This window comes from Gilvimarinus chinensis DSM 19667 (genome assembly GCF_000377745.1).
GTDB lineage: Bacteria > Pseudomonadota > Gammaproteobacteria > Pseudomonadales > Cellvibrionaceae > Gilvimarinus > Gilvimarinus chinensis.
The window spans coordinates 829,955-856,268 of sequence record NZ_KB898706.1 but is presented as its reverse complement, the minus strand read 5'-3'; the positions used below and the strand labels follow the sequence as shown (position 1 = coordinate 856,268).

Genomic DNA, 26,314 nt, shown 5'->3' with positions numbered 1-26,314 from the left:
TGCATATCAAGTCCTCGCGTCAATTCGGCTAAAGAGCAAGCGATTAGGGTCGCTGGAAACGTAGCGGATTTCGTACAAATCAAAATCACCCGCACCGCTCTGATAGGTGGCCGTGCCAATTCGAGACTCCGTTACCGAGCCCGGTAGCGTGAAGACGACATTCTTGCGCCCCGCTCGGTTGAACTGGATATGCCACACTTTGACGAAATCGTCTGTCGCGGTATTAGGGAGGTTCGTGATGGTGATATTGATAGTGCCCGATGTGGTTATAAGCGGCGTAGTGTCGAAATCCAGCGTAAAGAATTTGTAGATTCCCGTGAAATCAAGACTTATCGCAATATTGCCCGAGCCGTCTTCATCTGCACTGGTATATTCTTGGGGGCCCGCGTAGGTTATGCTGCTGGAGCCCGCTTCCTGCCACCCCGCCCAAGAGCCCGAAATCATTTCATTCGTGTATCGCCTCCCTGAATCCGGAACATAAACTTCAAGGCTCTCAAATGACGATGAGTGGAAAATTCTTCTTACGTATCCGCTTGCGCTTTCCTCGGGAGGGTTCGAAGGCACTGAAGCCGACGAATATTTGTATTGCGCAACCTCCCCCGGATTCAAGTCAGGGAGGTTGTAGAGGTCATCCCCACTGTTCAGTAGGATAGGAACGCCTTGCCCCATCCACCCAACAGTAGGAACAGCATCTGATGTAGTGTCTGTGGGGGATGATACTTTTTGGAGGTTATGTGTACTCCACAGCTCGTTCCAAGAACTGAAGTTTCCGTTTAAATTAGACCCTCGGAAGAACAGAGAGGAGCCATTGATCCGCCCGGCGATCTGTATGCCCAGAGTTTGACCTGCGGTTTGATTAATATTAACACCTACGGAAAAGTCTGCAGGAGAATCGCTAGTGGCAGCGGTCTGGGCATATATAAATCTAGTATCAGTAACATCTGAAAAATCTGTATCAGGGATAGCGGCTCCGCCCAACCCCCACTTCTTAACCATAGCATGTCCACCAGCAGCATCGAGAATCTTCCCTGCGGTTCCCGCTTGAGCCTCGGCCTTTGAAGCCAAGTTCGCAGACAGCAAAAAATCCGCCGCGTGTTGCCCGTCCAGTAAATCAGCATCAAGGCCAGAGCCTGGGCCGTCTACGGTTTTCAGCCTTGCGAGAATTTCCGCTGCCGTCATATCGGCCGGATCTTCCCACTCAGGGCCGGTGCCTGGCTCGTTATTCAGGTTGTCATCTTCTGCTGACAGCCAAATGCGGTCGTTATGAGTCACTACCTTGCCTTGGGAGTACTCAACAAACTCATTCCACACGGTAATGAATTCAAGTTGCTCCCAGTATTCGGGCGATGTAACCGGATCGTGCCCTGTGTTATTGCTGTCGATGGATCGGTAGTAGTTGCCATCCGAACCGCGCACGATTTCGTTTTGGCGGTAGCGGGTAATACTCGACCAGTCCTCAAACTGTGAGCTGTCCTCGGTTGAACCCACATTATCGCGCGACCATACCTGAACGTCGTTTTCGTCGGTATAGACAACGGTGTACAAGCCCTCGCCGAAAATGTCAGGCAGGTAAGCGCTTGACGTTAAAACGATGGGCTGTGTGTGCGCCACGGTCATAAGCGGGTCAGAATAGACCATTTTAGGCACCGGGGGCGTGGTTTCGTTTTCGTAAAAGTACAGCTTCCCGCCCGAGGCAACAGAGCCGTCCGGCAGCGTCATTTGATTGGCTGGCAATACAAGTCTAGGCATGGTTTTTCACCCAATAGGAGGCCGCCACGGCCATTTCTGGCTGTGGTATAATGGCTAAATAATGGTCAGGAGAGTGCTATGGCTGCTGTTGTCTTTGTTCTGTTTGCTGCTGTTGTTCTTTGGCAGCCTGCAATTCCGCTACGAAAGCGGTCGTGGCCGCATCAAGAAGTCGTTTTTCTTGGATGCTGCCTTTTTGGCTATTGCCTATTTTCAGCATTAGGTTTCTGAACGGAACGCTTTCATAGGCTTTCGCAACAGCAGACAAGGTGCCCGCCGTCGCCATGGTCGGGATTGCTCCAAAGGCTGTAGCCCCGGCAGCCCCTAAACCACCACTTATCAAAGGAACTGTCTGGACGCCGGTTGGCGGCGCAACTGACGCCCTCTGAGCCTGGCGGGTCGAGTCCAGAAGCCTGCGCAACCCCTCAATTTCACGTCGCTCCCTACCCTCAAAAAACGTATTGATCGCTTTCATCCGGTTTGACTTTCCCATGCTTGTAGCCAGGCGATCTGGATTCACATCGCCACGAAAGAAACCGGATTCGTCCAGCATGTCGCGAACCAGGGCGGCCTTTGCGGATTTAATGCCGTCTTCAGTAAGGCCAGATTTTAGGCGTTTTAATTCGCTTGCTTTCCCGCCCCGTAAAATGGGCAACACCTTCTCTGGTGTCACATCACCGCTATTAAGTACGCGCTTCAGCTCTGAGTCTCTGGCGCTACTTAGGGTTTCGGCAAACTTACGATTGGATTGCGTCCATTCTGCGGCCGCTCTACGGTCGTTTGCTTTTGCAAAGTCCATAAGATCGTCGTCAATGGCAGACTTAACCGACTGAACAGACGAAAGAGCGCGCTGATCTTCAGACCGGGCCAGCGCCTTAATGTCGTCAATAACTTCGGTTCGAATATCCTTCACCAAAGAGAAGTTGCCGTTCTCAAGCGCCGATTTAGTCCTCGTTAACTTCTCAACAAGTGCACCATCTGCACGAGCTCCTAATCGCTCTTGACGGGCCAACTGACGGTCTATTGCTGCCACCGTTTTGGTGAGAGGGACCTGGCCATACTGATCCAGTTTTTCAACAGCTGACTTTCGGATTGCGGCGGCTTCAGCCATATCTTGCGCATGCTTAGACTTTAATGACTTAACCATTTCGTCCGCAAAGGGACTATTTAGCTCCGCATTAAACTCTTTCGCGAGAGACTCAACAGCCTCTTGCCGCGCCGCCTGCTGGCTAGCCCTTGCCGTACCGCTGCCGAGCGGCCCCATTTTCTCGGAAAACGACTGCATGACTTTTCCAGAGAATGTTTTTGGAGGGTTTACGTCCGTATTCATTACGGGAACATCCCAGCGCTTACCAGCATCAAGAACTTGCTGGGCTTCTGCCGCCGGCGTGGCTTTTGCGATATTCCGAACCGAATCAGCCGCCCTGGCCCCGCGACGCACCGCACCAAGCCCCGCCAATTCCATTGCAGCAGTGGGCGCAGCTGTGCCAACCGCACCGCCAATTGGCCCCGCCTGATCGTAACCAAAATCACCCGATGCCTGCTCTACGCCTGCAATGGCATCGGTCACTGGCGCAAGCTCATCCGCCATCTTTCCTACGTACTCTTGGCCCGCCTCGCTTCTCGGCTGGTAGGTCATGGCGTCTCTTACAGACTCAACCATTTCACCGCCGGTCTTGCCGCCCGGCATAACAGCAGCACCAATTCCCGCAAGGCCTGCCACGGGCTCTGCGATCATTCCTGACGCCATCGTTAATGCCGCTTCTCGACTGCCCTTGTAAGCGTCATAAGCATCACCGGCAAAACCCTTAACCCGATCAACAAAGCCTCGCTCCTGCTCCGGCGCTTGCTGCTGAGTAGAACTGGGAGCGCCGCCGAAGTCCGCCTCGGTAGCCAACCCCGCCGCTATAGCCTTTCGCATTATCTGGCTTTTAGTTGCTCCATCGGGAACGCCTTGAATGACAACACCGTTTGGCAAGGTTACATTCATTCTGGCAAATCCTCCCAGTTAAATGTTTTGGTATTCGCCGCCTGCGAAGAGCCCCCTTGCCCTGATTGCTGCGTACGCTGTTGTTGTAGTCCTGCCAAGGTTCCACCGTTACCCAGGTACCGAATGGCGCCATTAACGTAATTGGCAAGTTTTTGTTGCGCCGCTTTTTTACGCGTGAGCCAATCTTTTAACTCAGGGCCTTGGAGGTTGCGAGGAATTGCCGAATCAAGCGCAAAACCCAATTCACTTTCGGAGAGTGCGCCAAAGGTGGTATTGCCGATCACATCAAGGCCAAGGTTATTAACCGCGTTGTCGAGCTCAATGGAGGCGGCTCGAACACTGGGCAATCGACTCGCTATTGCGCCCGTGTCAGCGCCACGGTCAATCAACCCTATAATTTCATCGTAAGAGCTAATCGTGTTTTGAATGCCCTGATATTGATTAAAAAGCTCGCCAATTTTTGTCTCGGCCTGTTCAGCTGATTTTTTCGCGCGCGTGACCCGGTCTTCAACCTCGGGGCGCTTCTCAATCTGAGTGTCCAGCTTACCGCCCTCACGGGCTCCATATATCCGGTTTTCCAGTTCAACGCCATAATCGTAAGCACTGCGCACCGCGTCTACAGCCTCTTGGCCTGAAAGAGTTTCTCCTGATGGAGATTTAACCTGCACCGAACCATCAGACATAACGATCTTGGTGTATCCGCCCGGCAGGTTTTCCGAAGATTGCGCTCGCACGGATTGGGCACCGTCAGGCAATACCGCTCGCATTTGAGCTTGCAGCCCCTGCAGCCCCCGGTCAGTGAGCGACTCTGGTTTTATTTCGCTTAGGTCAATGCCCAACTGTTGCAGCATTCCGCTCTGGGCCCACTGGCTAACTTGCCCCATGCGTTGCTCAGGAGGCAGCGACAACAAATGGTCAGCTGCCCGCACGTAGAACCGCGCCCTGGTATTGGCCAGCTCCAAGTCAGGCCGTGAGGGTGCATTCATGGCCTGTTCGTTTTGCTGAATAGCCTGATCGTTCATGCGAATGGCTTGCTCGTTCATTTGCTGGCGCTGTTTGCCCATCTGCATGTCTTGATTAAACGCCATGGCGCCCATCAGCTGGCCTGCAAAGTCAGGGCGAGGCGAACGGACGCCCGCTAAAATTGAACCCTGTGAAGCAACCATACGGCCTCCTACATCATCATCGCGTTGTTTAAGTTACGGTCGAACGTGGCCTGCGAGCCCGAATTTTGTGCTGGCTGAGTGCCACCCAGCATTGACCCCCAGCCACCGCCGCCACCCATGTACATTTGCGCCCCCGCCATAATGCCCTGAGCCCATGGGTCAGTGTTGTTCGCGCGGTACAGGTCACCTCCGGCCAACGCATTGCCGTAGTTCTGCGCAAGCTGAGCTTGGTTATTGGCACTGCCGGTTTCGATGTTGCCGATAGCGTTACCTTGGTTAGCCTGCATGTTCGCAACGTTGCTGGCGTTGTTGGTGGCAAGACCGGCCAGTGCATTGCCGTAATTCGTCGCCATGCCGGAAAGCTGTTGCCCTTGATTCAAGAATAGGTTGCTTTGATCGTTCGCCTGACTTAAGCCAAGCCCTGCCATAGTGTTGGCTTGGTTCATGCCCAGGTTTGCCATGTCGTTAGCCTGCCCCATATCCAAACCGGCCATAGTTTCGCCCCGGCCAAGGTTTAAACCGGCCAATGCGTTGCCATAGTTTTGGTTTAGGCTGGCCGTGGACTGAGCCTGCTGCGCACCCAAGTTGGCGGCGGCGTTGCCGTAGTTCTGGTTGATGCTGGACAGCTGGCCACCGCGCCACATGCTGGCGTTGCCTAAGTTGTTGCCAAGGGCCATATCAAGCCCAGCAATAGCGTCTGCCTCGCCCGTGGTCAGACCTGCGATGTTGTTTGCTAGCGAAGTATCAAGCCCAGCCAGTGCGTTACCTTGGCGCTCTGATAAGCCGCTAAGCGCTTGCGCCATGGCCTGCTCAATGTTGCCACCAGACTGAGCCAGTGATGTTTGCAGGTTTGCCAATGCGCCGGACGCGGTCGCACCACGGTCACTGATCTGGCCAAGGCGGTTAAAGTGGTTGTCAAAATCGGTTTGCGCACGACCAAAGGCCTGATCTTGTAGCGCGGTCATTACTCGGCCATCTGCCGACAGCCCACCGCCTAACGCGGCCTGATTGCGCAACAAGGCCTGCTCTTGTTGATTGCGCAAAAACTCTTGCCCGGGTGAAGCTGTCCATGCATCGATTGCCTGTTGCTGGGCCTCTGGACCGCCCGCCCCTGCAAGCGCCGCCTGAGCTTCGTTTGACTGTATTCCCGTTTCAATCCAGGGGTTCAGCGTGTTTTGCGCATCGGCTCTTCCCTGGTCAATTTGGGCCATAGCGTTGTCGCGACCCGTGTTTAAATCGTCACGCGCTACGCCGTATTGATCGACCAACTGCTCACGGGTAGCGCCGTAGTCATTGGTTAGCTGATCGCGCGCGGCGCCGTAGCCTTGGCGGGTTTCATCGGTGGCGGATTGATGCGCTTGATTGAAGTCGTTGCGGGCCGTGTTGTAACTGCTGTTGACGGCGCTTGATGCTGCCCCTCTGGCAGAACCTAAATCACCCCTTGCCTGATTAAATCCACCCTCAAGGCCTGCCAGCGCATTACCAAAGGCGTCGTTATAATTCTGCTCTGCCGCGTCAAACCCTTGGGTGTAGTTGTTGCGGGCGCCGTCATAACCTTGCGTTAACTGGTTCTCGGCATTACCAAAACCTTGATCGTATTGGTTGCGGGCTTCGCTGTATCCGGCACCAATCAAGTCATTGGCTGCACCAAAGCCCTGATTGAGAAAATCCACCGAATCGGCTTGCGCACCGCTGAGGATTTGCCCAGCTTCGGCCGTACCTGCGTTTAGCGAATCGATTGCATCGTCGTAGCCTTGGGTGACCGCCGGTAACGCGCGCGCGCGGCCTAACGCCTCAGCGTCTTGCGCATTTGCTACGCCTTCAGCCTGCCTATCAGCCGCGCGTTGCGCTGCTTTTTTCTGCTCATTTGCAGAGTAAACGGTTGCACCGGCAACCACTGCCGCCGCTGTAATTGCTGCCATGTCATAGCACCTTTGTGTAGCTGGTTTCTGCTTTCGAATAACCAAGGCGCTCGTACATTTTGCGAACGGTGTCGGGCATGGAGGATTCCATGTACAACATCGTCCAGTACTTAACGCCTTGAGCTTTGGCCAACTGCTCCATGTGCTTGAGCAGCGCTACACCGTTTCGTCCCCCTCGGTGCGCGGGGCTGACGTACCACGCCAGTTCTGTTGCAACCTGGGCTTTGGTAGAGCCCATTAAAGGCGAGCGGATGGCAGCACAAAAGCCAACCACCTCACCGGAAATTTCCACCACCGCTAACAGCCCGTGGTCGTGCGCCATTTGCACGTAAAGCCGCGTATGCTCGGGCTCGAACGGCTCTTCGAACTGGGTGTGCTGCCAAAAACTTTCGGACAGGCGCAAGATGGCCCCGAAGTCTTCAGGCTTCGCGTTTCGAATCATTGGATTAACCGTTTAGAGTGGTGCGGATGTCTTACGAAAAAGAGCAGATAAGCGCGATTCGCGAATCTGATGTTTCTGTGCCAAACCCATTGATTGGCAGTGCGCAATGGAATTGGCCGGAGTCAAACGCAATGGCGCGGTTTTCTTTCATTTTTACCAAGTGGCGAATGGCCCACTTCTCAGGGTTGTTTTGGTCGCCTCGCGCCACATTGACGAAAGTGTCGCTTTCGGGCGCATAGCACATTCCGGTTTCGCGGTGGCGCAGTAGCGCAGTACCCGCATCTTCGCGGTCATTTAGGTACAAAATAAATGTGAAGGCGCCCATGCATAGGTCATGATGGGCAATTTGCGGGGCTTTCACTCCCTCGGGGGATTTACGCAAAAACAGGTAATTGATCTTTGCTTCGCGGCCAAGAATTTTATCCAGGCGCTCTTTGACTTCAGTTTTTACACTCTCCGGAACATCGACACAAATATACGGATACGTCACGCCGTCCGCCGGGCTCTCTACACCAGGGTAGTCAGCCTTAAGGGCATGCTCTTTTAGCTCATCATAGCTTTCTAAAAAGTTTTCGTAGACGTTTATCATGAGTCCTCACTGTTTAAACGGCAGACCAACCGGTGTTACCCGTTTCGGTGGTTTTGATGTACAGGGCTGGCCCTGATTCATCGATGTAGAATTTGCCCTTGGTGGCGGTTACCGCGCCCTCTGGCGTTCCGGCACCGGTTGCCACATCAGACTTATTGGCTTGCTTGGTGACGTCTTCCAGCCACGCGAAAAACACCTCAGTGGGCCGACCATTTGAGTCGACCAGCACATCACTTTTGAGCGGGGGAATAATCACAGCGCGTTCGCCATTAGCTTGTTGAAGGCGCAAGGGTTAGCGCCGGTGTATTCGAACTTCAAAACTCGAAGGCGGGGGAATGAGCCGAGGCGATACCACGTTACACGACGACCGTACTCACCCAAGGCGCCCAATCCGCGCAGTAAGGGGTTTGACCAGGTATAGCCGCCATCGTCTGACCACGACAGCGCCACGCGATCTGCTGAGTCATTACCGGCATCGAAATAGGCTTCGATTTGCGATACTCGAGTACGAACGCCCGCTTGTTGAAATGGAACCGTGGTAATAACTCGGTGAATGTTGATGCCGTACTCGGTGTAAACGTCATCATCCAGCCGACCAATGCGGCCATCTAAAATGTCGTTAACAAACACGCGGTTGTACGCCTGCACAACGCTCGACACCCGCCATTGAATAGAGAATTTATCGGCGCCCACGGGAATTCGGGAGCTGCGTTCGTGCCACACTTTTTGACCGGACAAACCCGAGGCCACAAAGTCATACACCAAGGTTCGTTTGCCTACGGTGAAGGCCACAAAGTCTGCCCCGCCCTGTGAATGGCGAATCGCATACGCCTCTTGGATTTCTTCGGCAGTGGCGTTCTGCAGCAGGTAATCAATGGATTCATCACTGATTTTCGCCGGTGATCCGCCGTTAAACACCCACACGCCCAGCTCTTCGTTTTCACCACCACCGATGTAAACGAACGAACCGCGGCTGGCTGATTTTGCGTGAACCGCTGCAATGCCCGAATCCACTACGGCGCCCGGCTGTGGGTCAAAAGCAAACTCTGACGCGCCCACGTTGCGGTAAGGCACCATCACGTTGCGGCCCAAGGCAATCAGCTGGTTTTGATACACCTGCAAGCCAACCACTTCGGACGCCTGATTAACGGCGGTTCGATCAAGCGCGCTGTAGTCACCACCCTGGTTAATCTGCGAATGGAATATTTCATTGGTCCCGGTCTTACAGAACACAAAGTACGAATCGACCGCCACTACATCATTCGCCGGGCCGTTAAAGTCAGGGTCGGTGATTTCGTCTAACGTGCCACCCTCGGTGTACAGGTAAGACTTGCCGCCGGGCACTACGATAACCAGCTGGTTTTTAATGCTGGCCATGCTGACGCGAACATTGCCGTCAATATCCCCGATTTCCACACGGGTTAACGACTCCGCACCGCCGGCATCAAATGCGCGATCAATGCGGTACAGCTTTGTATCGCTCACAAAGTACGGCACACCGTTCATTACCCAAGCGCCCCGCCCTACACCGCCGCCAGCATCGGGGAATACTTCCTCAATGCCGGGGGATGGGTAAAGGTTCACTTGGCTCAGCGCATCGCCCTCGGCGTAGTTTGGGTACCAGTTGGTGCACTGCTGCGCACTAAACTGGCGAGAGCGGGACATAAAAAACCCGCCACCCAAGGGCAGCTCAATGCGGCCGGTACGCTTAGCCATTTACTCTTCCTCGGGGCCGGGGTAAAACGTGGGATCGTACAAACGGCCAACACCGGTATTACCCGAGCCGGTTGGCAAAGTGGGTGGGTAGCTCATAGGCTCAATCGTCTGGTTTTGCAAAAGCATGTCTTGCTTGGCAATGCGCAAACGATCTTTAAGCAGCGCGTAATCTTCGGCAGGAGCAAAGTCGGGGGCCAGCCTTAAAGCCAGCTCCAAAACCGCCCACTCTTGCGCGTAATCGGGAATGGTCACATCGTCGCTATTATGCTCAAGCGGCGTATAACCGAGCTCCAAGTACGCGAAGGTGCCGAACATGCGATTGCACTCGCGCACAGCTACGGCGAAGTCGTCAGGCTCCACCGGCTGATTGGCAGCGCGTACCCCGAGTTTCCCCAGGGCATCACCGATTAACTCACTCGCTTTCATTCTGCTTTGCTCGCGTGGTTCGCTTGGTGGTTTTCTTTTCTGCCTCAGCGTAGGTTCTAGCCCACCCTTCAGCCTCGAAAGCTTTTAAATTCTTGCTGTGGACCATGCACGGCAAAATCTCGCCGCCCATCTTCTTGAACAGCTGCAGTATTTGATCTTGCATTGTTGCCACCTGTAAAAAAGGCGCCCCGAAGAGCGCCATAAGTTGATTTTTAGGATTCGCCGAAAGCGTTACCAGCCCACTGAGGGTTGAGGCAAGCAAACACCGGCACCAGGTCAAAGCGGATTTTCTGAACGTTTTTGATCGCGTCGGCAAACTTGGTAACGCGAATGGTAAGGCCACCTTTAGTGATGTACTTGGTGTCCGCACTGCCTTCAAGCTTGGGCGGCTTGATAGAGGATACGGCGAACGCATCACGGTGGAAGAACAGGTTAGGCTTGTACGCGGTGTCAGCACTACCCAGCAATGAGAAGGTGTCACCCGCCTCAATAGCGGTGCTGATGTTGTTGTACGCGCCGTCGGTTTCATTAATGGCGGCAGCCGAAACGGTTACCGTAACGTTTCCAGAAGCGTCAGTGTCGCCACCGGTAACCACCACATAGGTGTACTGGATTGCATCACCATCCGCATCAAAGATGATCTCTTTGGTGTGCGGATTGATGCGGGTGCGTCCAGCCTGGGTGATGCGAATCAAGTCACCAGCGCGAACCGCGTCAGTGGTTGAGGCGTCCAAACCGGTCAGCGCCAGAGTCTGCGTCATGGTGTCTTTGGCGGTAACGTAGGTTTGGTCTGGTGCAGACGCCACGGTACCGGTACGAGTGGTACAAGCGCCAGCGGTGTAAGCCTTCAGCGCGTTAGACGAAAGCGCTTGAATGCCGCCAAAGTCTTTCGCGATTAAAGCTTTACGCCATGCCTGATTCACCAGCTCTTCACTGCCAGAGGCTAAACCGTTTTGCGCGTCGGCCAGCTTTTGACGGGTGAAAGGGTTCATCACGTAATAGGCGTTTTCCAGGGTAGGAATGCCCATTTCTTCCATCATGCTATTGGCGGCAGCCACATCGCTCCACTTACTTACAGGAGTATTGGGCGCACCCACCAGAAGGCCTGAATTCTTCTGCATAAATGCAGCAAGGTTCAACTCCATCTGGGTAACAAGGCGAGTGGCGTAAGGCTTGAGGTATTCGCTCAGCTCATCCAGCTCCAGCATTTCTTCTTTGTTGGTCCAATCCGCATAAGTGGTAATGTACGGCTGTACCTTCGCGGCGGCGCGACCGGCGATGATTGAGTCAGTCACACCGGTAAGGTCACCGCCTGCGGTTTCGTGGGCCAAGGCCTCGACAGAACGTTTCAGGTAGACGGTATCGCCGGTGGATGCATCAACTTCGCCAGCAACTAAACTGGTGTTAACGGTTTTGGTCAATACCTGGGAAGACTCAAAGCCTTTCGCCAAGCCTTTGACCACTTTGGTCATAGTGTTACTTGAAAGATTGTTAGCCATGATTTAGCTCCAATAATTACTCGATGGTCCAGCCATCCGGCGTCGACTTTCCAGCCGGGCGCGATCCACTTACTTTCGTAGGCGGCGGAGGCGCGGACGATTTGCGTTTTGGGGTTGGGTTCAGGCCGCCGAATCGACGTTCGATTTCAACGGTTGCGCGGTGCGCAGGCAGATCACGCAGCGAGTAAAGTGCTTCAGGGTCTTTGCCCAGCTCAGCAACAATGGCGGGGCCCTTGTCGTGCTCTAACAGGTACTGCATAACATCGTTATTCAACCCTGCATTGGCGACGAACTGGCCTGCCTGCTGTAACTCGGCGGGGTCAATCTTTAGCTCTTGTACGCGCTTGTTATATGCCTGCGCTGCCTGCTGCATCTGCTGTTGCTTGGCGGCTTGCTTTTGCTGCTCAAGCTGTTTTTGCTGATGCTCGTGCACGGCCTGATTGCGCAGATAGGCCTGATGACTTTCCAGCTGCTTTCGGTAAGCATCGGGATCATCAATGGCCAAATCTGCAGTGGGCGCTTCGACAGGTTTCGGTGCGCTGCTTTCGGACTGTTTGCGTTCCAGTTCCTCAAGTCTGCGCTTAAGTTCGTCTGCCTCTCGTTTCGCCTCGTACTTCTCGCGAGTCAGCTGGCCTAAACGGGCTTTAACCTTTGGGTCGTCCGTCTCGACATAGCCTGAATCGCTCTCCTGCTCACCCTCATCGCCCGCTTCGGATTGCTCCGGTTCATCATCGGGTTCACCCTCTTGCTGTCCCTCAGCCTCGGGTTCGGCCGGTAAATCCTCGGTGTAATCGTCGTCGGTATCGAATTGGTCGCTCATGTGCTTAACCTCTCGGTCGCTAGGTAATACAAAGCCGCCGCCCTGCTTTGGGCGGTAGCGGTTTAAAAAATCGGGGGGTTAAATTTGCTCTTGCGCTTGGTCGATCATTTCCGCTTGCTGTGCGTAAGACTCAACTGCTGGCCGTGTGACCATGGCGTCGGCGCCGACGGCCTCTTTGATCGTTTTCAGGGTTTCAGCCATGGTTTTGATGTTTTCAAAATACTCTTTCTGACTGTTTTGCTGTTGCTCGAACTGCTCCCGCATCAACTTCAATTCGCGCTCAGCATGATCAAAGTTGTCGTTATCCTGACTCTGGCGAAGCTTGGCGATCTCAAGTTGCGTTTGAACTTTTTTCGATTCGTAGTCAGCCTGCGCGCGCTGTGCCTCGGCCTGAGCTTTGGTGGCCTCGGCCTGAGCAATGATCTGCGCGGGGTCAGGAGGTGGTGGGTTTTGCTGGGCCTGTAGTCGCGCCCGCTCGATTTGCTCGCGCTCTTGCTCTGTCCACTGGCTTTCCGGAATTTGACCGGCCTGCAGCAATTGCCAGCGCGCCCGCTCGGCAGCGTCTTTCATGCCGGGTAGCTCTTGCGAGGCCAGAAGCAGGTCTTTGTTTTGTTGGATAATGGTTGGGTCCAGCTGGCCAAATACCGCCAATTGCTCGGCAGTCTGATCGCGGCGTGAAGCGAAGCCGGGGCCAATGTCGCAGGTAACGTCGTAAATGCCTTTGCTCAAATCGTTGAGCACAATCGCTTCGCCATTGGGTCCCTGAATGCGCTCGTACAGCTTCACAGTAGATGAATCGCCGTCCTCGGCAATCATCATCGCCTCGCGTTCTTCGTCGTACACTTTTGGCAGCGCGTGAACAATTACCTTGCCCGTTTGCGCGATAGCCACCTCAACCGCTTTGAAATACTCAATGGTGCCGAGGTCGCCCTTGTGCTGTTGTTTCGCAATCGCAACACCTGACTGAACGCCTTCGTTTTTAGCGAGGTTGGGGCCGAACAGACCGGCACTCTCTTCAATGCCCTGACCAGCCAAGCCGATCACTTCTGATAGGCCTTGGTTGTGGCCTGGCACTTGCGGGTAGTACGGGGCGGGATGGCCTTCAACGTGCTTATACACAAACGCCGGGTCATTGTTGTTGTTCATCGTGGCCAGCTTGCGCTCATAGCCCGCCACCTGTTCGGCAGTGGTCATCAACTTAGGCTTGGGCGATAGTGCAGTATCCTCAACCTTCCGGCTTACGGCGTAGTTCAACACCCGCTGCTCATCCATCAGCAACTCGATAGCGCCACGACTAAGCGGCTTGTTCTGCAGTATCTCGAAATTGGGCAGAACGGGAATTACCGGCAGGTGATCGAATACCGTCTCTTCTTCATCGGTAATAAATCCCTCAGCATCGAAGTAGCGCACACAGACCTTAAACGTCTCGCGCTTGCGGCTTCGCCATTCTGATGCATCAACACCGGCGGCCTTAATTTCCTCGATGTCGTCTTCGCCAAAAATTTCACCATTGGGGCTTTGGTACAGCGTTTTAGTGACAGGCTTTTTGTAAATCAGCTCGCCAATTCGCTTACCTTCACGCTTGTAGTTGAATGTTTCCGATGCATTGGTACAGCCCAGGCCCACGATAGAGCGATCAACTGTTTTGATTTCGTCAGCTTCAGCTTCGCTTACCGTGTGCTCGATAATGACACCATCAGCATCTTCGGCGGTTTGCTCCTGGTAGTTGCCGAGGAACCACACGCGATCAATGGCGTCGTGAATGGGGCGAATAAATAGGTCTTGGTCGAAGCTGTCAACGTCTGCCCAATCCTGCTCTAAACGCCAACAGGCGAAGCCCGTCTTAATCGCCGCCTTGGCGCAATGACTGTAAACGGTGCGAGCATTTGAGCGCTGCTCAATACCGCGAATCAAACCTGCATAAGTCTTGGCGGTGTCTTCGTCCGCACCCTTGCCCGCAGGCGTTACGCGAATAGAGAATTCGTTATCAGCCAGCTCACCCCAAATCGCCGCAACAATCGGGTTTACTTTGTCAAAGGTGTACTTGGGGCGGCGGTAATCGTCAAACAGCCGACCAACATCGTCTTCCCACTGGCCACCGTCGACGGACAGAAAGACAGCGACTTCCATCATCTTCTCGCGGCGGTCGCTTTCAACCTCCTGAGCCGATGTGCGCGCCGTTTTCAGCGTCTCAAAGTTGGATAAATCCATCATTAGCGGTAACCATCAAAGTTGATTATTACGGGACCGGCGTCGACCTTCCCGCCCTCTTCCGACATCATCACGCAATCGGCAAGGTTGGGACTCGGGATTCCGAGGCGTTTCATTTCGGGCTTGCTGAGTATTTGAATTAGGCCTTGGCCGTTATCCTTCAAAGGAATGCGGCAAAGCTCTGTGCGTAACTGACTCAGGCACTCCATATCAGAGCTAAAGCTGATCATGTCCGCCGGGTCGGTGTATTTCTTCTGAGTCACCGCGAGGAAGGTGCGGTAAATTTTGTCTCGCAGGCCCCAGTAGCGCTGAGCCCGTCGATTCTTAAAGGTTTGCTTGTTGGTCTTAGGCTTCGATTGCTCGTTAGCCACAGGCTGGTAAATCTCTTCGGGCTTATCCACGGCACCCGAGCCGTTAAACGCGGTAAGCGTTACTTTCTTGCCCTTGAACGCTTCACCCACTTGGCGCTTGAGCGGGTTACCAATGCCGTCAGCGTCCCAAACGAATTCATCAGCCTTGACCTGGTTGGCGTAACCCGTTGCCCAGTCGCAGGCGCTGTTAACGTCGCCATCATTCTTTTGCTTCGCTTCTTTCACTACCGAGCCGTGGCGATACACCAAGCCTTTCGCGTCACCACTGTCTGCCGGGTCGTGAATAACCTGCTCAACACCCAGCGGCTCAAAGCCAAGCTTCTTATGTGCATCCACACACGCATCGAACCATTCAGGCTGAATGATGGCGTTGTCGATGGTTTCCAAGTATTTGCCAAGCCACTTGTGATCGTATTGCTGGCGAGTCATATTCAGCTCATCATCAGCGCGCTCAGCTTCAAGGCCGGACGCCAAAAACCAGCTTCGGGGAATGTCCGAATAGTTGGCCTCGACGATCATCACACCATCGTCTTCGTAGTAACCGCAGCGCTCCAATTCAGGTTCGGCCCGCTCCAAATACTTTTTGGCAATCGGGTCAGACCGTGAGCCCCGGTTCATCGTTATCCAGATTTCCGGCGTCTTCATCTGATCGATGGGAATGCCAAGCTTTTTCGCCTGATCAAACTCTTTCGCCGTTGTCCGAACCGAGCCGGTCATTACACGAAGAGTGTCAGCGCTTAAACCCTCACCCTCTTCAATCCATAACCCATCAACCCCGGACAAAATGCCCTTGAGCGATAGAATGTTTCGGCCTAAGCCTTTGTAGAAGTTGCGCCCGCCGGAGACGTGACTAATATCGGTTTTGTTGATCGTGAAGCCCGCGACCTCTAACCGCTCGATTTCATCAGCAAGCAATCGGTGTACAGACTCATCAATACTGTTCTGGAACTCACGACCACAGCACCACAACTGGCCATTCGCCATACACGCAGCAACATAGTCAGCAACAAAGGTGGACTTGGTTGAAGCCCTCCCCCCGACCAGTATCTTTACGCGCTTTTTTTTGATGATCAGTGGCTTGAACTTATCCAGGCACTTAATCTGAATCTGCATTGACGCCAATGAATTGGAATGTGGTGTTGGTTTGGATGGGCTCACCATCCTTGCCGGTGTGCTCGTGCTTCTCGACGTATAAGCCTGAGGCTTTACCTCGGTTAGTCTCAGCCGTCACAGCCGCAGCAAATTTTCCCTCTTGCTCAGCCTTATCCCTTAGACGCTTAAGGTCTTCCAGATGCTGCTCAAGCGTTAACTGAGCCTTTTCGCGCACCGGTGCGCGTAGCTCATCGATTCTTGATGCGATCTTGATGTTGTCCATGAGCGCCTTTGCAAGTCGATTCACGGACGATTCAGAGCTGTTTGAGCAGTCGTAACTACGCCGATAAGCCTCACTCGCATTGCCTGTTTCGATGTAAGCCAGACAAAAGCGCTCTTGCTTCTCGGTGAGCTTGGCCATTACTTCTTCTCTTGCCACGTACGAATAGCGCCATTCACACCAGCGGCGCCGAAGTAGAAGACCATGACCAGATAGAACGGTGAGTTGATGTGCTTGGTCAGCTGATTGTCGATAGAGGCTGCTGCCATTGCTGCTCGGCACACCTCGGCATCGGGTGCACATATGACTACTGCGAGCATGTACAGCACCGTGCTAACAATTAGGTGAATGGCCCAGATGCCACCGACGATAAAAGCCAGTGCGCGCATGGCCACGTTAAACGGCTGCATTGCTCCGAGTAGTTTTATGTACCACTCACGCATCTGAGCGCGGCCCGCCTCTTTCTCTTCCTCGGTGTAAAACAGCGCATCACCAGAATCGATAGCGGCCTTCACCAGAGAGTCAGCGCTCTTAGTGCTTGGGAATATTTTGCTCCACCAGCTCACTTTGTGGCGTCCCGTAAATAGTTTTCGATGTTGTCCAGCTTGGATTCCACACGGGTTAGCTGCTCTCGAACCAATCCGCGTATCTCATCCTGGCGACGGTCGCTGGCCACCTGCAGCTCACGCACATGCTCTACCTCACGAGTAAGACGCATGCTTGTGGCAGCGTTTGCACTGATTAGCGTGTTCTGCGCCTGTTGGTCTTTGTTGTAATACGCATAGGCGCCGCTAACCGTGGTCAGTACCGTAATGGCAAAAACTCCAAGCGTGAGCGGGTTTATGCTCTTGCTTAGATGCCAGCGCTCTTTGTCATCGTATGGCGTGTATTTATTGGTCATACTGCGTAGCGTCTCGCGTTCTCAATGTATTGTTGGGGTGTGCCGTGACCGGCCTCGCTGTTGTAGTGGGCCTTCCAGTAATAGGCGCGCCCTACTACGTCACGAGGGAATGGCTCAGGCACTAGAATGTAATGCAGGCGGCAAAAGATCATGCTCAGCATTGGGCTGTGATCTAACTGTTCGTGAGTAACCGTGTGAATGTCGATGTTGAACGCTTCAAACACCTTTCCTACGTTTTCTTCTCGGGTGCGAGCCTGAACATCTTCAAACGCTATCGGGTCGATCTGGCATAGGCCTCTACCCGCTCCCGCTGTTGGGTCGCGGTACCGGCCGCCGTGGGTTTCCTGTGCTGCGGTCTCTACCAGCATGTTGATGGCGGTGGCGTTTACGCCGTTACCCAGCACATCACACACACGTCGGGCGTACTCCCGTACATGACCGGGAGATGCTAAGCCGTAGTAGACCATTCAATACTCAATAAAAAAGCGACCCCGCAAGCCTGGGGGACCTTCGATTGTCGAAGTGAGTGATTTCGGAGTCGCGAAAACGAAAAAGCCCCGACCGAGTGAACGATCGAGGCTGAAATTCGAGGCCCGCTGAGCTTACACGGGCGATATTAAAGCTCCTAGTATTCTCGGCCAACTGATTGACAAAAGGCTCGCCACACCTACCGACCACTCTTCTCAAGATGGCCACCATTGCTAGGCAGCCCTCACACCCTTGGCGGTACGTTCATATCAAGGGCGTTAACCAATAGCCGTCGCCGGGAACTTCCAACGCTTAATATCGCCCGCGAATGCGCAGACCGAACGGCTAAAAGAAAAAAGCCCCGATCCGTTAAGATCAGGGCTTTGGAATTGGCTTGGCAACCGCTATCAAATTGGTGTGTTGGTTTCGCCGCATCGTCATGCAGCGCGATTGCCACAAAAAAGGCCACCTCACTGGGCAGCCTTTCGAGTAGAGCGCACTATCGCACCCTGCCTAGACTGTACCCAAACCCTGGCGCCAAAGCAAGAATTTTCTGTATTTTCGTACAGTTATCCATTTGCGGCCTCGGCAATTCCAAAATAGAACCCCTCAAACCAACTTTCCCCGGCAGACACCAGCGCGCTTACCCCTTTTCGGTTCAGGTTCGCACCCTTCACTTTTCGATTAACTCTCTCGGCCAATGCCTGATAGCTTGCGCCGGTCAAGTAATAGAGCGCGGTTAAAACCCCGGTCGTTTCATCCCGGGCGATCATTGATGCGAGTATGCGATCGGCAACCAGCGCAGCTTTATCATCAATCACGGGCGGCGATATTTCCCCAGGAACCGAATACATTCGCCGGTATGGCTCTGTGCTTGGATAGCACAAAGAGTTGATCGGGCTCTTGCTTGCCCATATCCCCCAGTTGATTAACAGCGTCTTGGTATCCAGCTCGGTGTGATTCATATCGCCTCCGGTATTGGCGCTGCCACCCAAATAGGTTTTGCCTCACCAGGAATATCAACCAGCGCAGCACAGCACCACTGACCGGCCTCAAGCTCTCTGTACTTGCTAACCATGGTGGTACCGTAAGTACCTCCGTCTTGCGGTGGTATTTTTACGTGAATCATTCCCGCCGGCGCTTTACTATCCACCAGTGCGCGAGTGGCCACCTTATGAACGCAGCCGGTGTAACCCACTATTGAACGTACCGCGTCTATTACTTCGCCTTGCTCTACAGATAGGATTGTCATAGCTGCCGCCTCTTCTGATCGTCTCGCCAACCGGCCTTTTTGCGTACTTGGTTACCCAGAACAATGGGCCATGCGAAAAGCAGTAACAGGACTTCACCAGCACCTTCGGCGGTGTAATTCAGCCGGTCAAGGCACAGCCCCATAGAAAAAAGGAACCCGATAACCCAAATAAAAAGCATCATTCACCTCTCCTGTTTGCGGTATCCGGCTTTGTGCAAAGCCTCACAGTCGATACGCGTTGACTCACTGGCAGGATAGGGACATGCGGAAATCATCGCCGCAACTTCACGCTCCGCCTTGGTTTTTGGTGGCTTCAGGTCTTGATACTCAACCAACCCAACCTTCCCGCCCTTATATTTCACGCAAGCCAGCATTTTCTTGCGGTTTAGTGCAACAACCGTTACCAACCCCCTTGAGGTGCTATAGCTTTCACCAACGACAATTGACCGCTTCAGAAGCCATAGACGATAAAGCCTATCAAGAACCAAAAACCACATCACTCACCCATCCCCTTGATTAACTCTTTGCGCAGCGCTTTAAAGTGCGCCTCGATTTGCTTTAAATCTTCTATCCGGTACCGCTTGGGTTCGTGCGGACCCTCCAACCACTCCAAGTTTTCGGCGCCAATGCGGTTAATCAAGTTGATGCGATACTCAACCACGTTGCCGGATAGCTGGTTGTTGCACTGCTTGCATTGCTTGTGAGCGTTCAGCGGCTCGAATCGAAGTTCAGGGCAAGCCCCTGTTGAGCGGTAGTGGCCGCAATCCCAGTACCCGCCAGTCAGCGCCTCGATAGCATTCGCAGGCTTACTGCAGCTAATACAGCCATGCTCGCGGTCGCGCTCTCGCACATAAGCGTTAAAGGCCTTCTGCGCTTTCTTGACCCAATCACTCAGCGTTAAAAGCGCCTGCTTCCGAGCCCGAGCATCGCGCCGCTTGCGCTTCTCATCTTCAGCCTTATCTTTGGCCAGCTGCTTCTTGGCCAGCGCGATAGAGCAAGGCACCGAGCAAACAACCTGCATAGAATTCATGGGCTGGAAGCGCTCAGGGCATACGCGGCACTTTTTCAGCTTTGGCTTTTTGGTTTGCAGGGCCATATCAACTCCACATCCAGAAATCGATAACCACCAGAACGGCTGCGCAAATCAGCCAGAGCCCCAAGCAAAGGCCAGATGCTAATGCCGTGTCTTTGTGACCATGTGGCCAGGGGCGGTTTGTTTCGTTGTCGTTATTCACTGATTCTGCTCCCTCTGTAATTGCGAATATTCTTCATAAGCTGCCAATGCAGGCTCCGACCAATTCACACCCTGCTCTGTGCCGAACGCATAAATTATTTCAACAATGTCAGCGAACTCTCTTGGCGCGACAGTGCTTGTGCTTGCAGTAAGCACACAAAACCCGCTGGAAATTGCAGGAACCAGTTGCTGAGGCTTCCACTCGTGACAGATGAGGTCTTTCCATTCCTCTTTAGTCATTCGGCGCCCATACCAAACAAGCTGTTTCTCCAAGTCAGTGAGCATTGCCCACATCTTTGAATTTTGCTTATTGCTTCGCTTTGGCTCTTGCATCATTCCCATAACCACCTCTTGAATTGGAGCCCCGTACGACCACCGTGGGGCAACCGGCTACGATACCCAGTAAGCTAGGAGGCTGACTGACTACGGTCTAACTCCGCCAAGGGTGCTGAGGCCTTGGCTGCTGGAGTGTTCTGGATGAAATCTGGTACGCGATCGCTATCACTCTCAGCGGTCAGGAATTCGCTAACGGAGATACCCAGGGAACGGCAACAACGCTCCACATAAACTGCCCGGTTCATGTCCTGCGCGATTCTCTCGCTAGTTATTTCACTATTTTTCACGCCGCCGCCCCCGCTTCCTCGTTTACGTACAGCCGGTAACAGCTCTTGCCGCTTACCGAGTCACGCTTTAAGCCACGCTCGACCAGAGCCTTGCTTGCCAGTAGTTCATTTACCCGGGGGCAGCAAACATTGATCGGGATTCGCTTGAAGTGCCGTGATATTTCCTGGCGGGTGCAGCCTGGGTTCTCTTCGACAAAATCAAGAATATCCATGCGGTCGCGTGTGGATTTGTTCGGGTCTTTTTGCGCGTATGCTTGTCGGCTGGTGGATTTCATGGTCATACCCTCACTGCGCCCAAGAGCGGTCGGTTAAGTCTTCTGCCAAAGTTGTGTCGCGCGTGCTTGGTGGTTCCATGCCGAACATTCCAAACATGTTGCGGCGCGCTTCTTCTGCTGCCTTAGGGTCACAAGGCTTTGGCGTTTCAGGTGCCTCAACATCCTCAGGCTTTGGCAGGCAGGACGAAAAATTAAACCCATCCCTTGCCATCTTTCTTGCCTCCACCCAAAGCCCGGAAAACTCTTTTTGCATTTCCTTGGCTGTCATATGCATCCAGTCAAACGTGGATATTTGGCTGTAAACCCAAAACACGGCAGGATGGTGAGCCGTCCAATCCTTGGCGTATGACGGGGCGCTAATAACGCTGGAGAACGCTCTGTAGGCAGCCGACTCGCTCGGCAGTCCCGCTGCGTTTTCCGAAACCTCGTTGCACCACTCGACAAACTGACCAATGCTTGGCAGGAATGGCGAGTTGTGAGAGCGGCAGCGAGCAAGACCGGCGCGAATCTTCTCTTCGCTATCAATGCGGTTTTCCAGCAAGCCTTGCAGCCATTGGCGACGCGCCTCAGCCTCCAGCTCCGGTGTTTTGAGGGCTGCTGTCCAGGCGGGAAAAATCGCCTTCAATTGGTTGATCACATGGTTCACTGCTCGGGCCGTCCACTCCCGATCCGAATGTCCCGTTTTCGTAGAGTTCGTTGATCCAGCTGGTGTCGTTTGGGTCAAGGCCTGGCTGGTTAGGTTGTTTATGTGCTGCATGATTTGGTGCCCTCATCTTGGCTTTGAGCTGGTCGTATTTCTCGCGGAGCTTTCCGGCGGACAGGATGTTTTGCTGCCAAAAGCTATCGGCTCTTGCGAAGCTCCACACTGCGCGAATGTCATCGGGTGATCGGTTGTCACGCTCTCGCATCAGGCGAACAGAATCTGCCCAGCTCTCAAGGTTTGGTTTTTTAAGATCGGGCTGAACAGTGAGAATGGTTTGATAAAAATACTCGGCTGTTTCGAAATCCCAATCAGAATATTTTTTTGCCTTCGGTGCGTTCGGTTCGCCAGAACCGGACTTAGGTTTTTTATTTCTCTTATCTTTGTCTTTATCTTCTTCTTTATCTGTCGTGACTTTGCGTGACTCTGCGTGACGTTGCTGTGACTCCTGCTCTAGCTTGGCAATTCGTTCTCTTTCACGCTGAGCCCGCTTCCTCTCCGCAGCAGACATGGCGCCGCCTTCAGGGCTTCCAGAGTCTTCGCGCTTAACCTGCCTCTTGTCCCAGCCGGTAAGCTTTCCACTTTCAACAACACGGCCATCCATTGCATCAAGAACAGCCTCTATTTGACTTTCGTCTGCATCAAGAGCACTTGCCAAATCCTCCGCCGTGACATCGACGTGACCGCGCGTGACATTCTGTGACGCATCAACAAGTAGGTGCAGATAAACAGCAAGCACAAGCGAGACAGGCTCACCAGAGCGGCGCGCAATGGTTCGCCACTTAGGGTCGTTAGGCATGTCATGCCAAAGCCTTAGCCACTGATTGGCCATGATTACGCCGCCTCACGCTGCGCTATAAACGCATCAATGTTGCAGTGGTGTACTTTGAATTCGATTACCCATACCCAGGGGTTGGCGTCCCAGTTTTTGTATAGAGAATCCCAGAGGCCTTTAAATCCAGCACGGTACGATTTTGGAAGCTGCGCACATGGGAATGGATAGCCGGTACACGGAGCCGAGCAAGCCCCTTCCGCTTTAGCATCGCTCTCGCTAATATCCTGCAAGCGCTCTACGCGAACGCTGGTGATTTCAAGCGTTAGGCGTGAAGCCCAGCGGGGCATGTGGATTGATGGGCGCGGGATTTCCCAATCGCCATGTTCAGGGCTGCCGTCAGCCCAGTACCATGTTTCAGGTGTGAGTGATGCAAGTCGACCAGGGTGCGGCACTAAAAGCCTTTCAGACGGCTTTACGTCAGATAGCCAATACTCACCGCTGAAAGTCTCGCGCACCCAAAGCAGTGCTCCAACGCCACCAAGCGGACATAAATCTAAAGCCCGGCCGGATTGATTTACCTCGCCCGCTATCTCGCAAGGCGCTAAGTCAACGTCAAAGCCTTTATCGTAGGCAGGCTTAACTTCGCGCCGCGTCTGAGTCTTACGCCCATCCAAAATGGCGCGCACCATTTCAGCGTTGAATAAAATCGGTTTTGTGTTCATAATTACCTCACTCACTTTGTTGTTTGATTAAGCCCCGGTGGTTGCAGCCACTTAACGGGGCTTTTTCTTTATGCGGCTTTGCGCAAATTTCCGTTGCCGTCGTACTTGTTATTCAGCCCGTAAAAACGAGCCACACGGCGGCGCATAGCTTTAAGCGCACACTCCAAATCGATAGTTCCCGGCACAAAGCTGTAAGGGCTTCCGCCGGACGCAATGTGAGCTGCACGGGCAGCCTGGTTGTTTTGGTTAATGTCTTCGGTAAGCATCTTGGTCTGCTTTTTAACGTCGCTGAATTCGTAACTCATGACCTTCTCCTAGTGAAATAACCCGCGCTGACGAGTCTTGTATTTACGGTTTTTTCTGTACCGGTCTGGATGGGTGCACTCGACTACCCCCCCTTCGCCAGCATGTGCAAATAGCGGCCGGCATCTTCCTGCTTGATGTGACACTGAGCCGCTATATCTTCTGGTGAGTATTCGCGGTCGAATGTCATTGACGATAAAACGCGGTCTGCAATGCTCATGGTCGTTACTCCACTGCTTTCAGTTTTTGCTTTCCCAAACGCTCAACTACTGCGATAGCGTTTTGCATAGCCGCCACGGCTTCACTTAATTCGCGAACGGCAGCGCCTTTACCCTCGGGGTTTGATTTGAGCAGTAGGAACGCCGCCTGGGCTTCGCTGCACTCTTTGATCATCTGGCCCAGGGTCATATCAAGGCAGTCGCCCGCGCCCTGCTCTACGCTCGCCACAGCCAGCCCAGTGCCAGATAAAATTTCGTTACCGCAGGCAGCGCGAATGTCGCCGGGCATTGCATTCAGAATTACCGGCAACAATTCAATAATCCGCGCTGAATCTTCGTGAGCACCGTCCTCGGCAATACCCAGCCAGCGGAATAACTTCTGCGCGTTGGTGCGGCCTATGGCGTAAGTGTCACCGGTATCGCGAAAGCTAATGTCTGCCTCCGCTAACAGCTCGGTCACACCCATGCGTTTAATCGCTTCCACCAGTTCCATTGCCACGGTTTCGCGGCTAATGCGGTGGGTGTTAATCCACTCGCGCACGTGCTTTCGGATAATGTCCTTCACTTGAATCTTGCGTTTCATGACGCCTCCCAGGCTTTGATTTAATCTGTCGTTGTATTGTGGGAATCCTGATTCCCGAAAATCACTGATAAAAAATGCCACTCCCGGCGTTGGCTGGGGTGGCAGTGGAGTTAGGCGGTAGCTTTTTCGACTAAAAGCAGGTCAGTGAATCCGAGCCGGTTTTCTGAGGCGTCAACCAAACGCTTCGCCAAATCAACAGAGGGTCTGCGATGGCCATAAGCAATTTGTGAGAAATAGGCGTAGTTGGTGTTTGCTTTTTGGGCTACCGCCCTTGCCTCATCACAACCAAACCGGTCGATAAACTCTTTTGCTGTCATGTCTATTTCCGAATAGCGCTTAGATAGCAAAAGGATAGCGTTTAGCTATCCGTAGGTCAATAGCTGTTTGCTTGTTTGTTGGGGTAGCAATTTGCTATTTAATAAGGAGATGGACATTAAAGAAATCAGACGACAACACTTGCTGCGATCTATAAGCCAATTCGGCTCAATAGAGGCGCTGGCAGACCGCACTGGCGCCAATTCAAAGCATGTTAGTCAGTTAAAAAATGGCACTCGCAATATTGGTGACCGGTTCGCCCGAAAGATGGAGGCCGCTCTTGGTTTGAGTGTCGGCGATTGGGACAAATCCCCCTTATCGGTGGCGGAGCCGTCCGGTGAGTACAGCGCAGGCAAGATGGACTCTATAAGCATACCCAGGCTGGATGTTGCAGGGTCTATGGGCTTTGGGGCGGCCGCACCAGCAGGCCACATTGATGTAGTAGAAAGGATTACGGTGAACATGGAGTACCTAAGAAGGAACTTAGCAATCAGTAGCCCCGCAAATCTCGCCATGATTACAGGGTATGGCGACTCCATGGAGGGAACATTCAACGATGGCGACCTGTTGCTGGTTGACCGAGGCGTAACAGAAATCAAAGTTGATGCCGTCTATGTGCTATGCCTGGGTGACGAGCTTTACATTAAAAGAATACAGCGGCGCCCCGGCGGAAGCTTTTTAATGCTTTCCGACAACGTCAAATATCCTCCTTACGAGATTACAAACAGTGAGGCAGATAACTTTCAAGTACTAGGGCGAGTGCTTTTGGCATGGAACGCCCGCAAACTCTAGGAGAGACCAATGAAAATACATCTTGCTCTTGGATTGACCGCCATTTTTTTAGCTGGTTGTTCAGCCAAACCGCTTAAGCCTGAGGCGCAGTCGGTATGGATTACCGAGGATAAGCCTGCGGATGAATGCGAATTCGTAAAAGAGCTGTACGGTGGCCAGGGCAACTGGTGGACGGACGACATTACCAGCACCAAAGCGCTTACCGAGGGCTCGCGCAACGACCTGCGCAACCAGGCTTATGACGCGGGCGCCAATTACGTCCAGATTCAGCAGGTAGAACGCAACGAATCGGCACTTGGCGGCGGCAAAATGGCCATGGTTGGCCATGCTTACAAGTGCCCCTAATAACCCTCTATTTTCCAAGGCGTGATTGGCAGATCATAATAGTCAATCACACTGTTTAACTGTATCCAGTACCGGTAATCGCCCTTGTCCCGCAGTATCAGGGCGATGCCAGCCTTCTTATTCGTCTGAAAAGCGTAGTTAAGCGCCTGCCCTATCCCGTCTTTCCACTTATTGGCAAACTCCACCTCTATTGCGTACCGATCTGTAACGCAGTCTGCACGGCTCCTATCCGGCATAACCACCTCGGTTTCACCCTTGCACCATTCCTGCTGGTAATCAGCCTCTGACTTAGACGCCACTCCCTCTGAAGCCAACAATAAAACCACTGCAAATGCTTTTCTCATAACTCCCCACTCAAAACGCGATGCACCTCTAAATATTGCTACCCTAAAAATCTAGCATTTTGCTATTGACAGGAAATAGCCTTTTGCTATTATGCTATCCATCAGCAACGCAAACGGAGCGGGACAATGGGACACGACGAACTGAAAGAAGTAATCGCAAAGCACCAACTCTGGCTGGATGGCGAAGAAGGCGG

Annotated in this window: 35 protein-coding genes; 2 read left to right on the top strand and 33 right to left on the bottom strand. The window is 53.3% G+C overall.

The window, feature by feature from the left end; genetic code table 11:
• Positions 1-6: 6 nt before the first annotated feature.
• From D568_RS0104015 to D568_RS0103860, 32 genes are all read right to left on the bottom strand, one after another.
• Positions 7-1,749 carry a hypothetical protein gene (locus D568_RS0104015; RefSeq protein ID WP_020208289.1) on the bottom strand — a complete coding sequence of 581 codons (1,743 nt, stop codon included), beginning with the start codon at positions 1,747-1,749 and terminating at the stop codon, positions 7-9.
• A 76-nt stretch (positions 1,750-1,825) separates the two neighbouring features.
• Positions 1,826-3,736, bottom strand: coding sequence for a hypothetical protein (locus tag D568_RS0104010; protein ID WP_020208288.1), 1,911 nt, complete (start codon positions 3,734-3,736; stop codon positions 1,826-1,828).
• Complete coding sequence (locus D568_RS0104005; RefSeq protein ID WP_020208287.1) at positions 3,733-4,902, bottom strand: polyadenylate binding domain-containing protein; 1,170 nt, start codon at positions 4,900-4,902, stop codon at positions 3,733-3,735. The genes D568_RS0104010 and D568_RS0104005 overlap by 4 nt, the downstream gene beginning before the upstream one ends.
• A gap of 8 nt (positions 4,903-4,910) precedes the next feature.
• Complete coding sequence (locus D568_RS0104000; protein ID WP_020208286.1) at positions 4,911-6,824, bottom strand: hypothetical protein; 1,914 nt, start codon at positions 6,822-6,824, stop codon at positions 4,911-4,913.
• A gap of 1 nt (position 6,825) precedes the next feature.
• Entirely contained in the window at positions 6,826-7,266 is a 441-nt protein-coding gene (locus tag D568_RS0103995; protein ID WP_020208285.1) for a GNAT family N-acetyltransferase, read from the bottom strand.
• Positions 7,267-7,297: 31 nt separating this feature from the next.
• A complete protein-coding gene (locus D568_RS0103990) occupies positions 7,298-7,855 on the bottom strand; it encodes a DUF6445 family protein (protein WP_020208284.1) in 558 nt (185 codons plus the stop codon).
• A 13-nt stretch (positions 7,856-7,868) separates the two neighbouring features.
• Complete coding sequence (locus D568_RS0103985; RefSeq protein ID WP_020208283.1) at positions 7,869-8,111, bottom strand: hypothetical protein; 243 nt, start codon at positions 8,109-8,111, stop codon at positions 7,869-7,871.
• Entirely contained in the window at positions 8,108-9,571 is a 1,464-nt protein-coding gene (locus D568_RS0103980) for a packaged DNA stabilization protein (RefSeq protein ID WP_020208282.1), read from the bottom strand. The genes D568_RS0103985 and D568_RS0103980 overlap by 4 nt, the downstream gene beginning before the upstream one ends.
• Positions 9,572-9,997 (bottom strand): packaged DNA stabilization gp4 family protein, encoded by a 426-nt coding sequence (locus D568_RS0103975; protein ID WP_020208281.1) that lies wholly within the window; start codon positions 9,995-9,997, stop codon positions 9,572-9,574.
• Positions 9,984-10,160: a hypothetical protein gene (locus D568_RS21630; RefSeq protein WP_157497612.1), complete on the bottom strand. Its 177-nt coding sequence runs from the start codon at positions 10,158-10,160 to the stop codon at positions 9,984-9,986. The genes D568_RS0103975 and D568_RS21630 overlap by 14 nt, the downstream gene beginning before the upstream one ends.
• Before the next feature lie 49 nt (positions 10,161-10,209).
• Positions 10,210-11,496 (bottom strand): P22 phage major capsid protein family protein, encoded by a 1,287-nt coding sequence (locus tag D568_RS0103965; protein ID WP_020208279.1) that lies wholly within the window; start codon positions 11,494-11,496, stop codon positions 10,210-10,212.
• Positions 11,497-11,512: 16 nt separating this feature from the next.
• Positions 11,513-12,316, bottom strand: coding sequence for a hypothetical protein (locus D568_RS0103960; protein WP_020208278.1), 804 nt, complete (start codon positions 12,314-12,316; stop codon positions 11,513-11,515).
• A gap of 78 nt (positions 12,317-12,394) precedes the next feature.
• A complete protein-coding gene (locus tag D568_RS0103955; protein ID WP_020208277.1) occupies positions 12,395-14,530 on the bottom strand; it encodes a portal protein in 2,136 nt (711 codons plus the stop codon).
• The gene (locus D568_RS0103950) at positions 14,530-16,011 is read right to left on the bottom strand and encodes a phage terminase large subunit (RefSeq protein WP_020208276.1); all 1,482 of its coding nucleotides are present in this window, start codon (positions 16,009-16,011) and stop codon (positions 14,530-14,532) included. The genes D568_RS0103955 and D568_RS0103950 overlap by 1 nt, the downstream gene beginning before the upstream one ends.
• Positions 15,995-16,411: a terminase small subunit gene (locus D568_RS0103945; protein WP_020208275.1), complete on the bottom strand. Its 417-nt coding sequence runs from the start codon at positions 16,409-16,411 to the stop codon at positions 15,995-15,997. The genes D568_RS0103950 and D568_RS0103945 overlap by 17 nt, the downstream gene beginning before the upstream one ends.
• Positions 16,411-16,836: a hypothetical protein gene (locus D568_RS0103940; RefSeq protein WP_020208274.1), complete on the bottom strand. Its 426-nt coding sequence runs from the start codon at positions 16,834-16,836 to the stop codon at positions 16,411-16,413. The genes D568_RS0103945 and D568_RS0103940 overlap by 1 nt, the downstream gene beginning before the upstream one ends.
• Positions 16,833-17,171, bottom strand: a complete 339-nt coding sequence (locus D568_RS0103935) for a hypothetical protein (protein ID WP_020208273.1) — start codon at positions 17,169-17,171, stop codon at positions 16,833-16,835. The genes D568_RS0103940 and D568_RS0103935 overlap by 4 nt, the downstream gene beginning before the upstream one ends.
• Positions 17,168-17,638: a hypothetical protein gene (locus tag D568_RS0103930; RefSeq protein ID WP_020208272.1), complete on the bottom strand. Its 471-nt coding sequence runs from the start codon at positions 17,636-17,638 to the stop codon at positions 17,168-17,170. Before D568_RS0103930 ends, D568_RS0103935 begins: the two co-directional genes overlap by 4 nt.
• Before the next feature lie 570 nt (positions 17,639-18,208).
• Positions 18,209-18,604, bottom strand: coding sequence for a hypothetical protein (locus tag D568_RS0103925; RefSeq protein ID WP_020208271.1), 396 nt, complete (start codon positions 18,602-18,604; stop codon positions 18,209-18,211).
• On the bottom strand, positions 18,601-18,891 hold the full coding sequence (locus D568_RS0103920; protein WP_020208270.1) for a hypothetical protein: 291 nt from the start codon (positions 18,889-18,891) through the stop codon (positions 18,601-18,603). Before D568_RS0103920 ends, D568_RS0103925 begins: the two co-directional genes overlap by 4 nt.
• Positions 18,888-19,073: a hypothetical protein gene (locus D568_RS0103915; protein ID WP_020208269.1), complete on the bottom strand. Its 186-nt coding sequence runs from the start codon at positions 19,071-19,073 to the stop codon at positions 18,888-18,890. Before D568_RS0103915 ends, D568_RS0103920 begins: the two co-directional genes overlap by 4 nt.
• Positions 19,074-19,391: a hypothetical protein gene (locus D568_RS0103910; RefSeq protein WP_157497610.1), complete on the bottom strand. Its 318-nt coding sequence runs from the start codon at positions 19,389-19,391 to the stop codon at positions 19,074-19,076.
• The gene (locus D568_RS0103905; RefSeq protein ID WP_020208267.1) at positions 19,388-19,987 is read right to left on the bottom strand and encodes a recombination protein NinG; all 600 of its coding nucleotides are present in this window, start codon (positions 19,985-19,987) and stop codon (positions 19,388-19,390) included. The genes D568_RS0103910 and D568_RS0103905 overlap by 4 nt, the downstream gene beginning before the upstream one ends.
• A gap of 135 nt (positions 19,988-20,122) precedes the next feature.
• On the bottom strand, positions 20,123-20,467 hold the full coding sequence (locus D568_RS19185) for a recombination protein NinB (RefSeq protein WP_051083997.1): 345 nt from the start codon (positions 20,465-20,467) through the stop codon (positions 20,123-20,125).
• Positions 20,468-20,744: 277 nt separating this feature from the next.
• Entirely contained in the window at positions 20,745-21,023 is a 279-nt protein-coding gene (locus D568_RS0103895) for a hypothetical protein (protein ID WP_020208265.1), read from the bottom strand.
• Positions 21,024-21,033: 10 nt separating this feature from the next.
• Positions 21,034-21,660, bottom strand: a complete 627-nt coding sequence (locus D568_RS20950; RefSeq protein WP_020208264.1) for a replication protein P — start codon at positions 21,658-21,660, stop codon at positions 21,034-21,036.
• Entirely contained in the window at positions 21,590-22,555 is a 966-nt protein-coding gene (locus tag D568_RS21815) for a hypothetical protein (protein ID WP_020208263.1), read from the bottom strand. The genes D568_RS20950 and D568_RS21815 overlap by 71 nt, the downstream gene beginning before the upstream one ends.
• Before the next feature lie 2 nt (positions 22,556-22,557).
• On the bottom strand, positions 22,558-23,220 hold the full coding sequence (locus D568_RS19170; RefSeq protein ID WP_020208262.1) for an ASCH domain-containing protein: 663 nt from the start codon (positions 23,218-23,220) through the stop codon (positions 22,558-22,560).
• 68 nt (positions 23,221-23,288) lie between these two features.
• Positions 23,289-23,525: a hypothetical protein gene (locus D568_RS0103875; protein WP_020208261.1), complete on the bottom strand. Its 237-nt coding sequence runs from the start codon at positions 23,523-23,525 to the stop codon at positions 23,289-23,291.
• Between the two features lie 83 nt (positions 23,526-23,608).
• Positions 23,609-23,743, bottom strand: a complete 135-nt coding sequence (locus D568_RS22135) for a hypothetical protein (RefSeq protein ID WP_020208260.1) — start codon at positions 23,741-23,743, stop codon at positions 23,609-23,611.
• A gap of 5 nt (positions 23,744-23,748) precedes the next feature.
• A complete protein-coding gene (locus D568_RS0103865) occupies positions 23,749-24,324 on the bottom strand; it encodes a toxin YdaT domain-containing protein (protein WP_020208259.1) in 576 nt (191 codons plus the stop codon).
• A 110-nt stretch (positions 24,325-24,434) separates the two neighbouring features.
• On the bottom strand, positions 24,435-24,641 hold the full coding sequence (locus tag D568_RS0103860) for a hypothetical protein (RefSeq protein WP_020208258.1): 207 nt from the start codon (positions 24,639-24,641) through the stop codon (positions 24,435-24,437).
• Between the two features lie 91 nt (positions 24,642-24,732).
• Between D568_RS0103860 and D568_RS0103855 the strand changes: the two genes are divergently transcribed.
• Positions 24,733-25,431: a LexA family transcriptional regulator gene (locus D568_RS0103855; RefSeq protein ID WP_020208257.1), complete on the top strand. Its 699-nt coding sequence runs from the start codon at positions 24,733-24,735 to the stop codon at positions 25,429-25,431.
• Between the two features lie 9 nt (positions 25,432-25,440).
• A complete protein-coding gene (locus D568_RS19165; protein WP_020208256.1) occupies positions 25,441-25,776 on the top strand; it encodes a DUF4156 domain-containing protein in 336 nt (111 codons plus the stop codon).
• Here the strand turns inward: D568_RS19165 and D568_RS0103845 are convergent.
• On the bottom strand, positions 25,773-26,120 hold the full coding sequence (locus D568_RS0103845; protein WP_020208255.1) for a hypothetical protein: 348 nt from the start codon (positions 26,118-26,120) through the stop codon (positions 25,773-25,775). The genes D568_RS19165 and D568_RS0103845 overlap by 4 nt on opposite strands.
• Between the last annotated feature and the right edge of the window lie 194 nt (positions 26,121-26,314).

What these genes read in the sequence shown, in the direction of transcription:
- D568_RS0104015 (WP_020208289.1), bottom strand. Translation starts at nt 1,749, where the DNA reads ATGCCTAGACTTGTATTGCCAGCCAATCAAATGACGCTGCCGGACGGC.
- D568_RS0104010 (WP_020208288.1), bottom strand. Translation starts at nt 3,736, where the DNA reads ATGAATGTAACCTTGCCAAACGGTGTTGTCATTCAAGGCGTTCCCGAT.
- D568_RS0104005 (WP_020208287.1), bottom strand. Translation starts at nt 4,902, where the DNA reads ATGGTTGCTTCACAGGGTTCAATTTTAGCGGGCGTCCGTTCGCCTCGC.
- D568_RS0104000 (WP_020208286.1), bottom strand. Translation starts at nt 6,824, where the DNA reads ATGGCAGCAATTACAGCGGCGGCAGTGGTTGCCGGTGCAACCGTTTAC.
- D568_RS0103995 (WP_020208285.1), bottom strand. Translation starts at nt 7,266, where the DNA reads ATGATTCGAAACGCGAAGCCTGAAGACTTCGGGGCCATCTTGCGCCTG.
- D568_RS0103990 (WP_020208284.1), bottom strand. Translation starts at nt 7,855, where the DNA reads ATGATAAACGTCTACGAAAACTTTTTAGAAAGCTATGATGAGCTAAAA.
- D568_RS0103980 (WP_020208282.1), bottom strand. Translation starts at nt 9,571, where the DNA reads ATGGCTAAGCGTACCGGCCGCATTGAGCTGCCCTTGGGTGGCGGGTTT.
- D568_RS0103975 (WP_020208281.1), bottom strand. Translation starts at nt 9,997, where the DNA reads ATGAAAGCGAGTGAGTTAATCGGTGATGCCCTGGGGAAACTCGGGGTA.
- D568_RS21630 (WP_157497612.1), bottom strand. Translation starts at nt 10,160, where the DNA reads ATGCAAGATCAAATACTGCAGCTGTTCAAGAAGATGGGCGGCGAGATT.
- D568_RS0103965 (WP_020208279.1), bottom strand. Translation starts at nt 11,496, where the DNA reads ATGGCTAACAATCTTTCAAGTAACACTATGACCAAAGTGGTCAAAGGC.
- D568_RS0103960 (WP_020208278.1), bottom strand. Translation starts at nt 12,316, where the DNA reads ATGAGCGACCAATTCGATACCGACGACGATTACACCGAGGATTTACCG.
- D568_RS0103955 (WP_020208277.1), bottom strand. Translation starts at nt 14,530, where the DNA reads ATGATGGATTTATCCAACTTTGAGACGCTGAAAACGGCGCGCACATCG.
- D568_RS0103950 (WP_020208276.1), bottom strand. Translation starts at nt 16,011, where the DNA reads ATGCAGATTCAGATTAAGTGCCTGGATAAGTTCAAGCCACTGATCATC.
- D568_RS0103945 (WP_020208275.1), bottom strand. Translation starts at nt 16,411, where the DNA reads ATGGCCAAGCTCACCGAGAAGCAAGAGCGCTTTTGTCTGGCTTACATC.
- D568_RS0103935 (WP_020208273.1), bottom strand. Translation starts at nt 17,171, where the DNA reads ATGACCAATAAATACACGCCATACGATGACAAAGAGCGCTGGCATCTA.
- D568_RS0103930 (WP_020208272.1), bottom strand. Translation starts at nt 17,638, where the DNA reads ATGGTCTACTACGGCTTAGCATCTCCCGGTCATGTACGGGAGTACGCC.
- D568_RS0103925 (WP_020208271.1), bottom strand. Translation starts at nt 18,604, where the DNA reads ATGAATCACACCGAGCTGGATACCAAGACGCTGTTAATCAACTGGGGG.
- D568_RS0103920 (WP_020208270.1), bottom strand. Translation starts at nt 18,891, where the DNA reads ATGACAATCCTATCTGTAGAGCAAGGCGAAGTAATAGACGCGGTACGT.
- D568_RS0103915 (WP_020208269.1), bottom strand. Translation starts at nt 19,073, where the DNA reads ATGATGCTTTTTATTTGGGTTATCGGGTTCCTTTTTTCTATGGGGCTG.
- D568_RS0103905 (WP_020208267.1), bottom strand. Translation starts at nt 19,987, where the DNA reads ATGGCCCTGCAAACCAAAAAGCCAAAGCTGAAAAAGTGCCGCGTATGC.
- D568_RS19185 (WP_051083997.1), bottom strand. Translation starts at nt 20,467, where the DNA reads ATGGGAATGATGCAAGAGCCAAAGCGAAGCAATAAGCAAAATTCAAAG.
- D568_RS0103895 (WP_020208265.1), bottom strand. Translation starts at nt 21,023, where the DNA reads ATGAAATCCACCAGCCGACAAGCATACGCGCAAAAAGACCCGAACAAA.
- D568_RS21815 (WP_020208263.1), bottom strand. Translation starts at nt 22,555, where the DNA reads ATGGCCAATCAGTGGCTAAGGCTTTGGCATGACATGCCTAACGACCCT.
- D568_RS19170 (WP_020208262.1), bottom strand. Translation starts at nt 23,220, where the DNA reads ATGAACACAAAACCGATTTTATTCAACGCTGAAATGGTGCGCGCCATT.
- D568_RS0103875 (WP_020208261.1), bottom strand. Translation starts at nt 23,525, where the DNA reads ATGAGTTACGAATTCAGCGACGTTAAAAAGCAGACCAAGATGCTTACC.
- D568_RS22135 (WP_020208260.1), bottom strand. Translation starts at nt 23,743, where the DNA reads ATGAGCATTGCAGACCGCGTTTTATCGTCAATGACATTCGACCGCGAA.
- D568_RS0103865 (WP_020208259.1), bottom strand. Translation starts at nt 24,324, where the DNA reads ATGAAACGCAAGATTCAAGTGAAGGACATTATCCGAAAGCACGTGCGC.
- D568_RS0103860 (WP_020208258.1), bottom strand. Translation starts at nt 24,641, where the DNA reads ATGACAGCAAAAGAGTTTATCGACCGGTTTGGTTGTGATGAGGCAAGG.
- D568_RS19165 (WP_020208256.1), top strand. Translation starts at nt 25,441, where the DNA reads ATGAAAATACATCTTGCTCTTGGATTGACCGCCATTTTTTTAGCTGGT.
- D568_RS0103845 (WP_020208255.1), bottom strand. Translation starts at nt 26,120, where the DNA reads ATGAGAAAAGCATTTGCAGTGGTTTTATTGTTGGCTTCAGAGGGAGTG.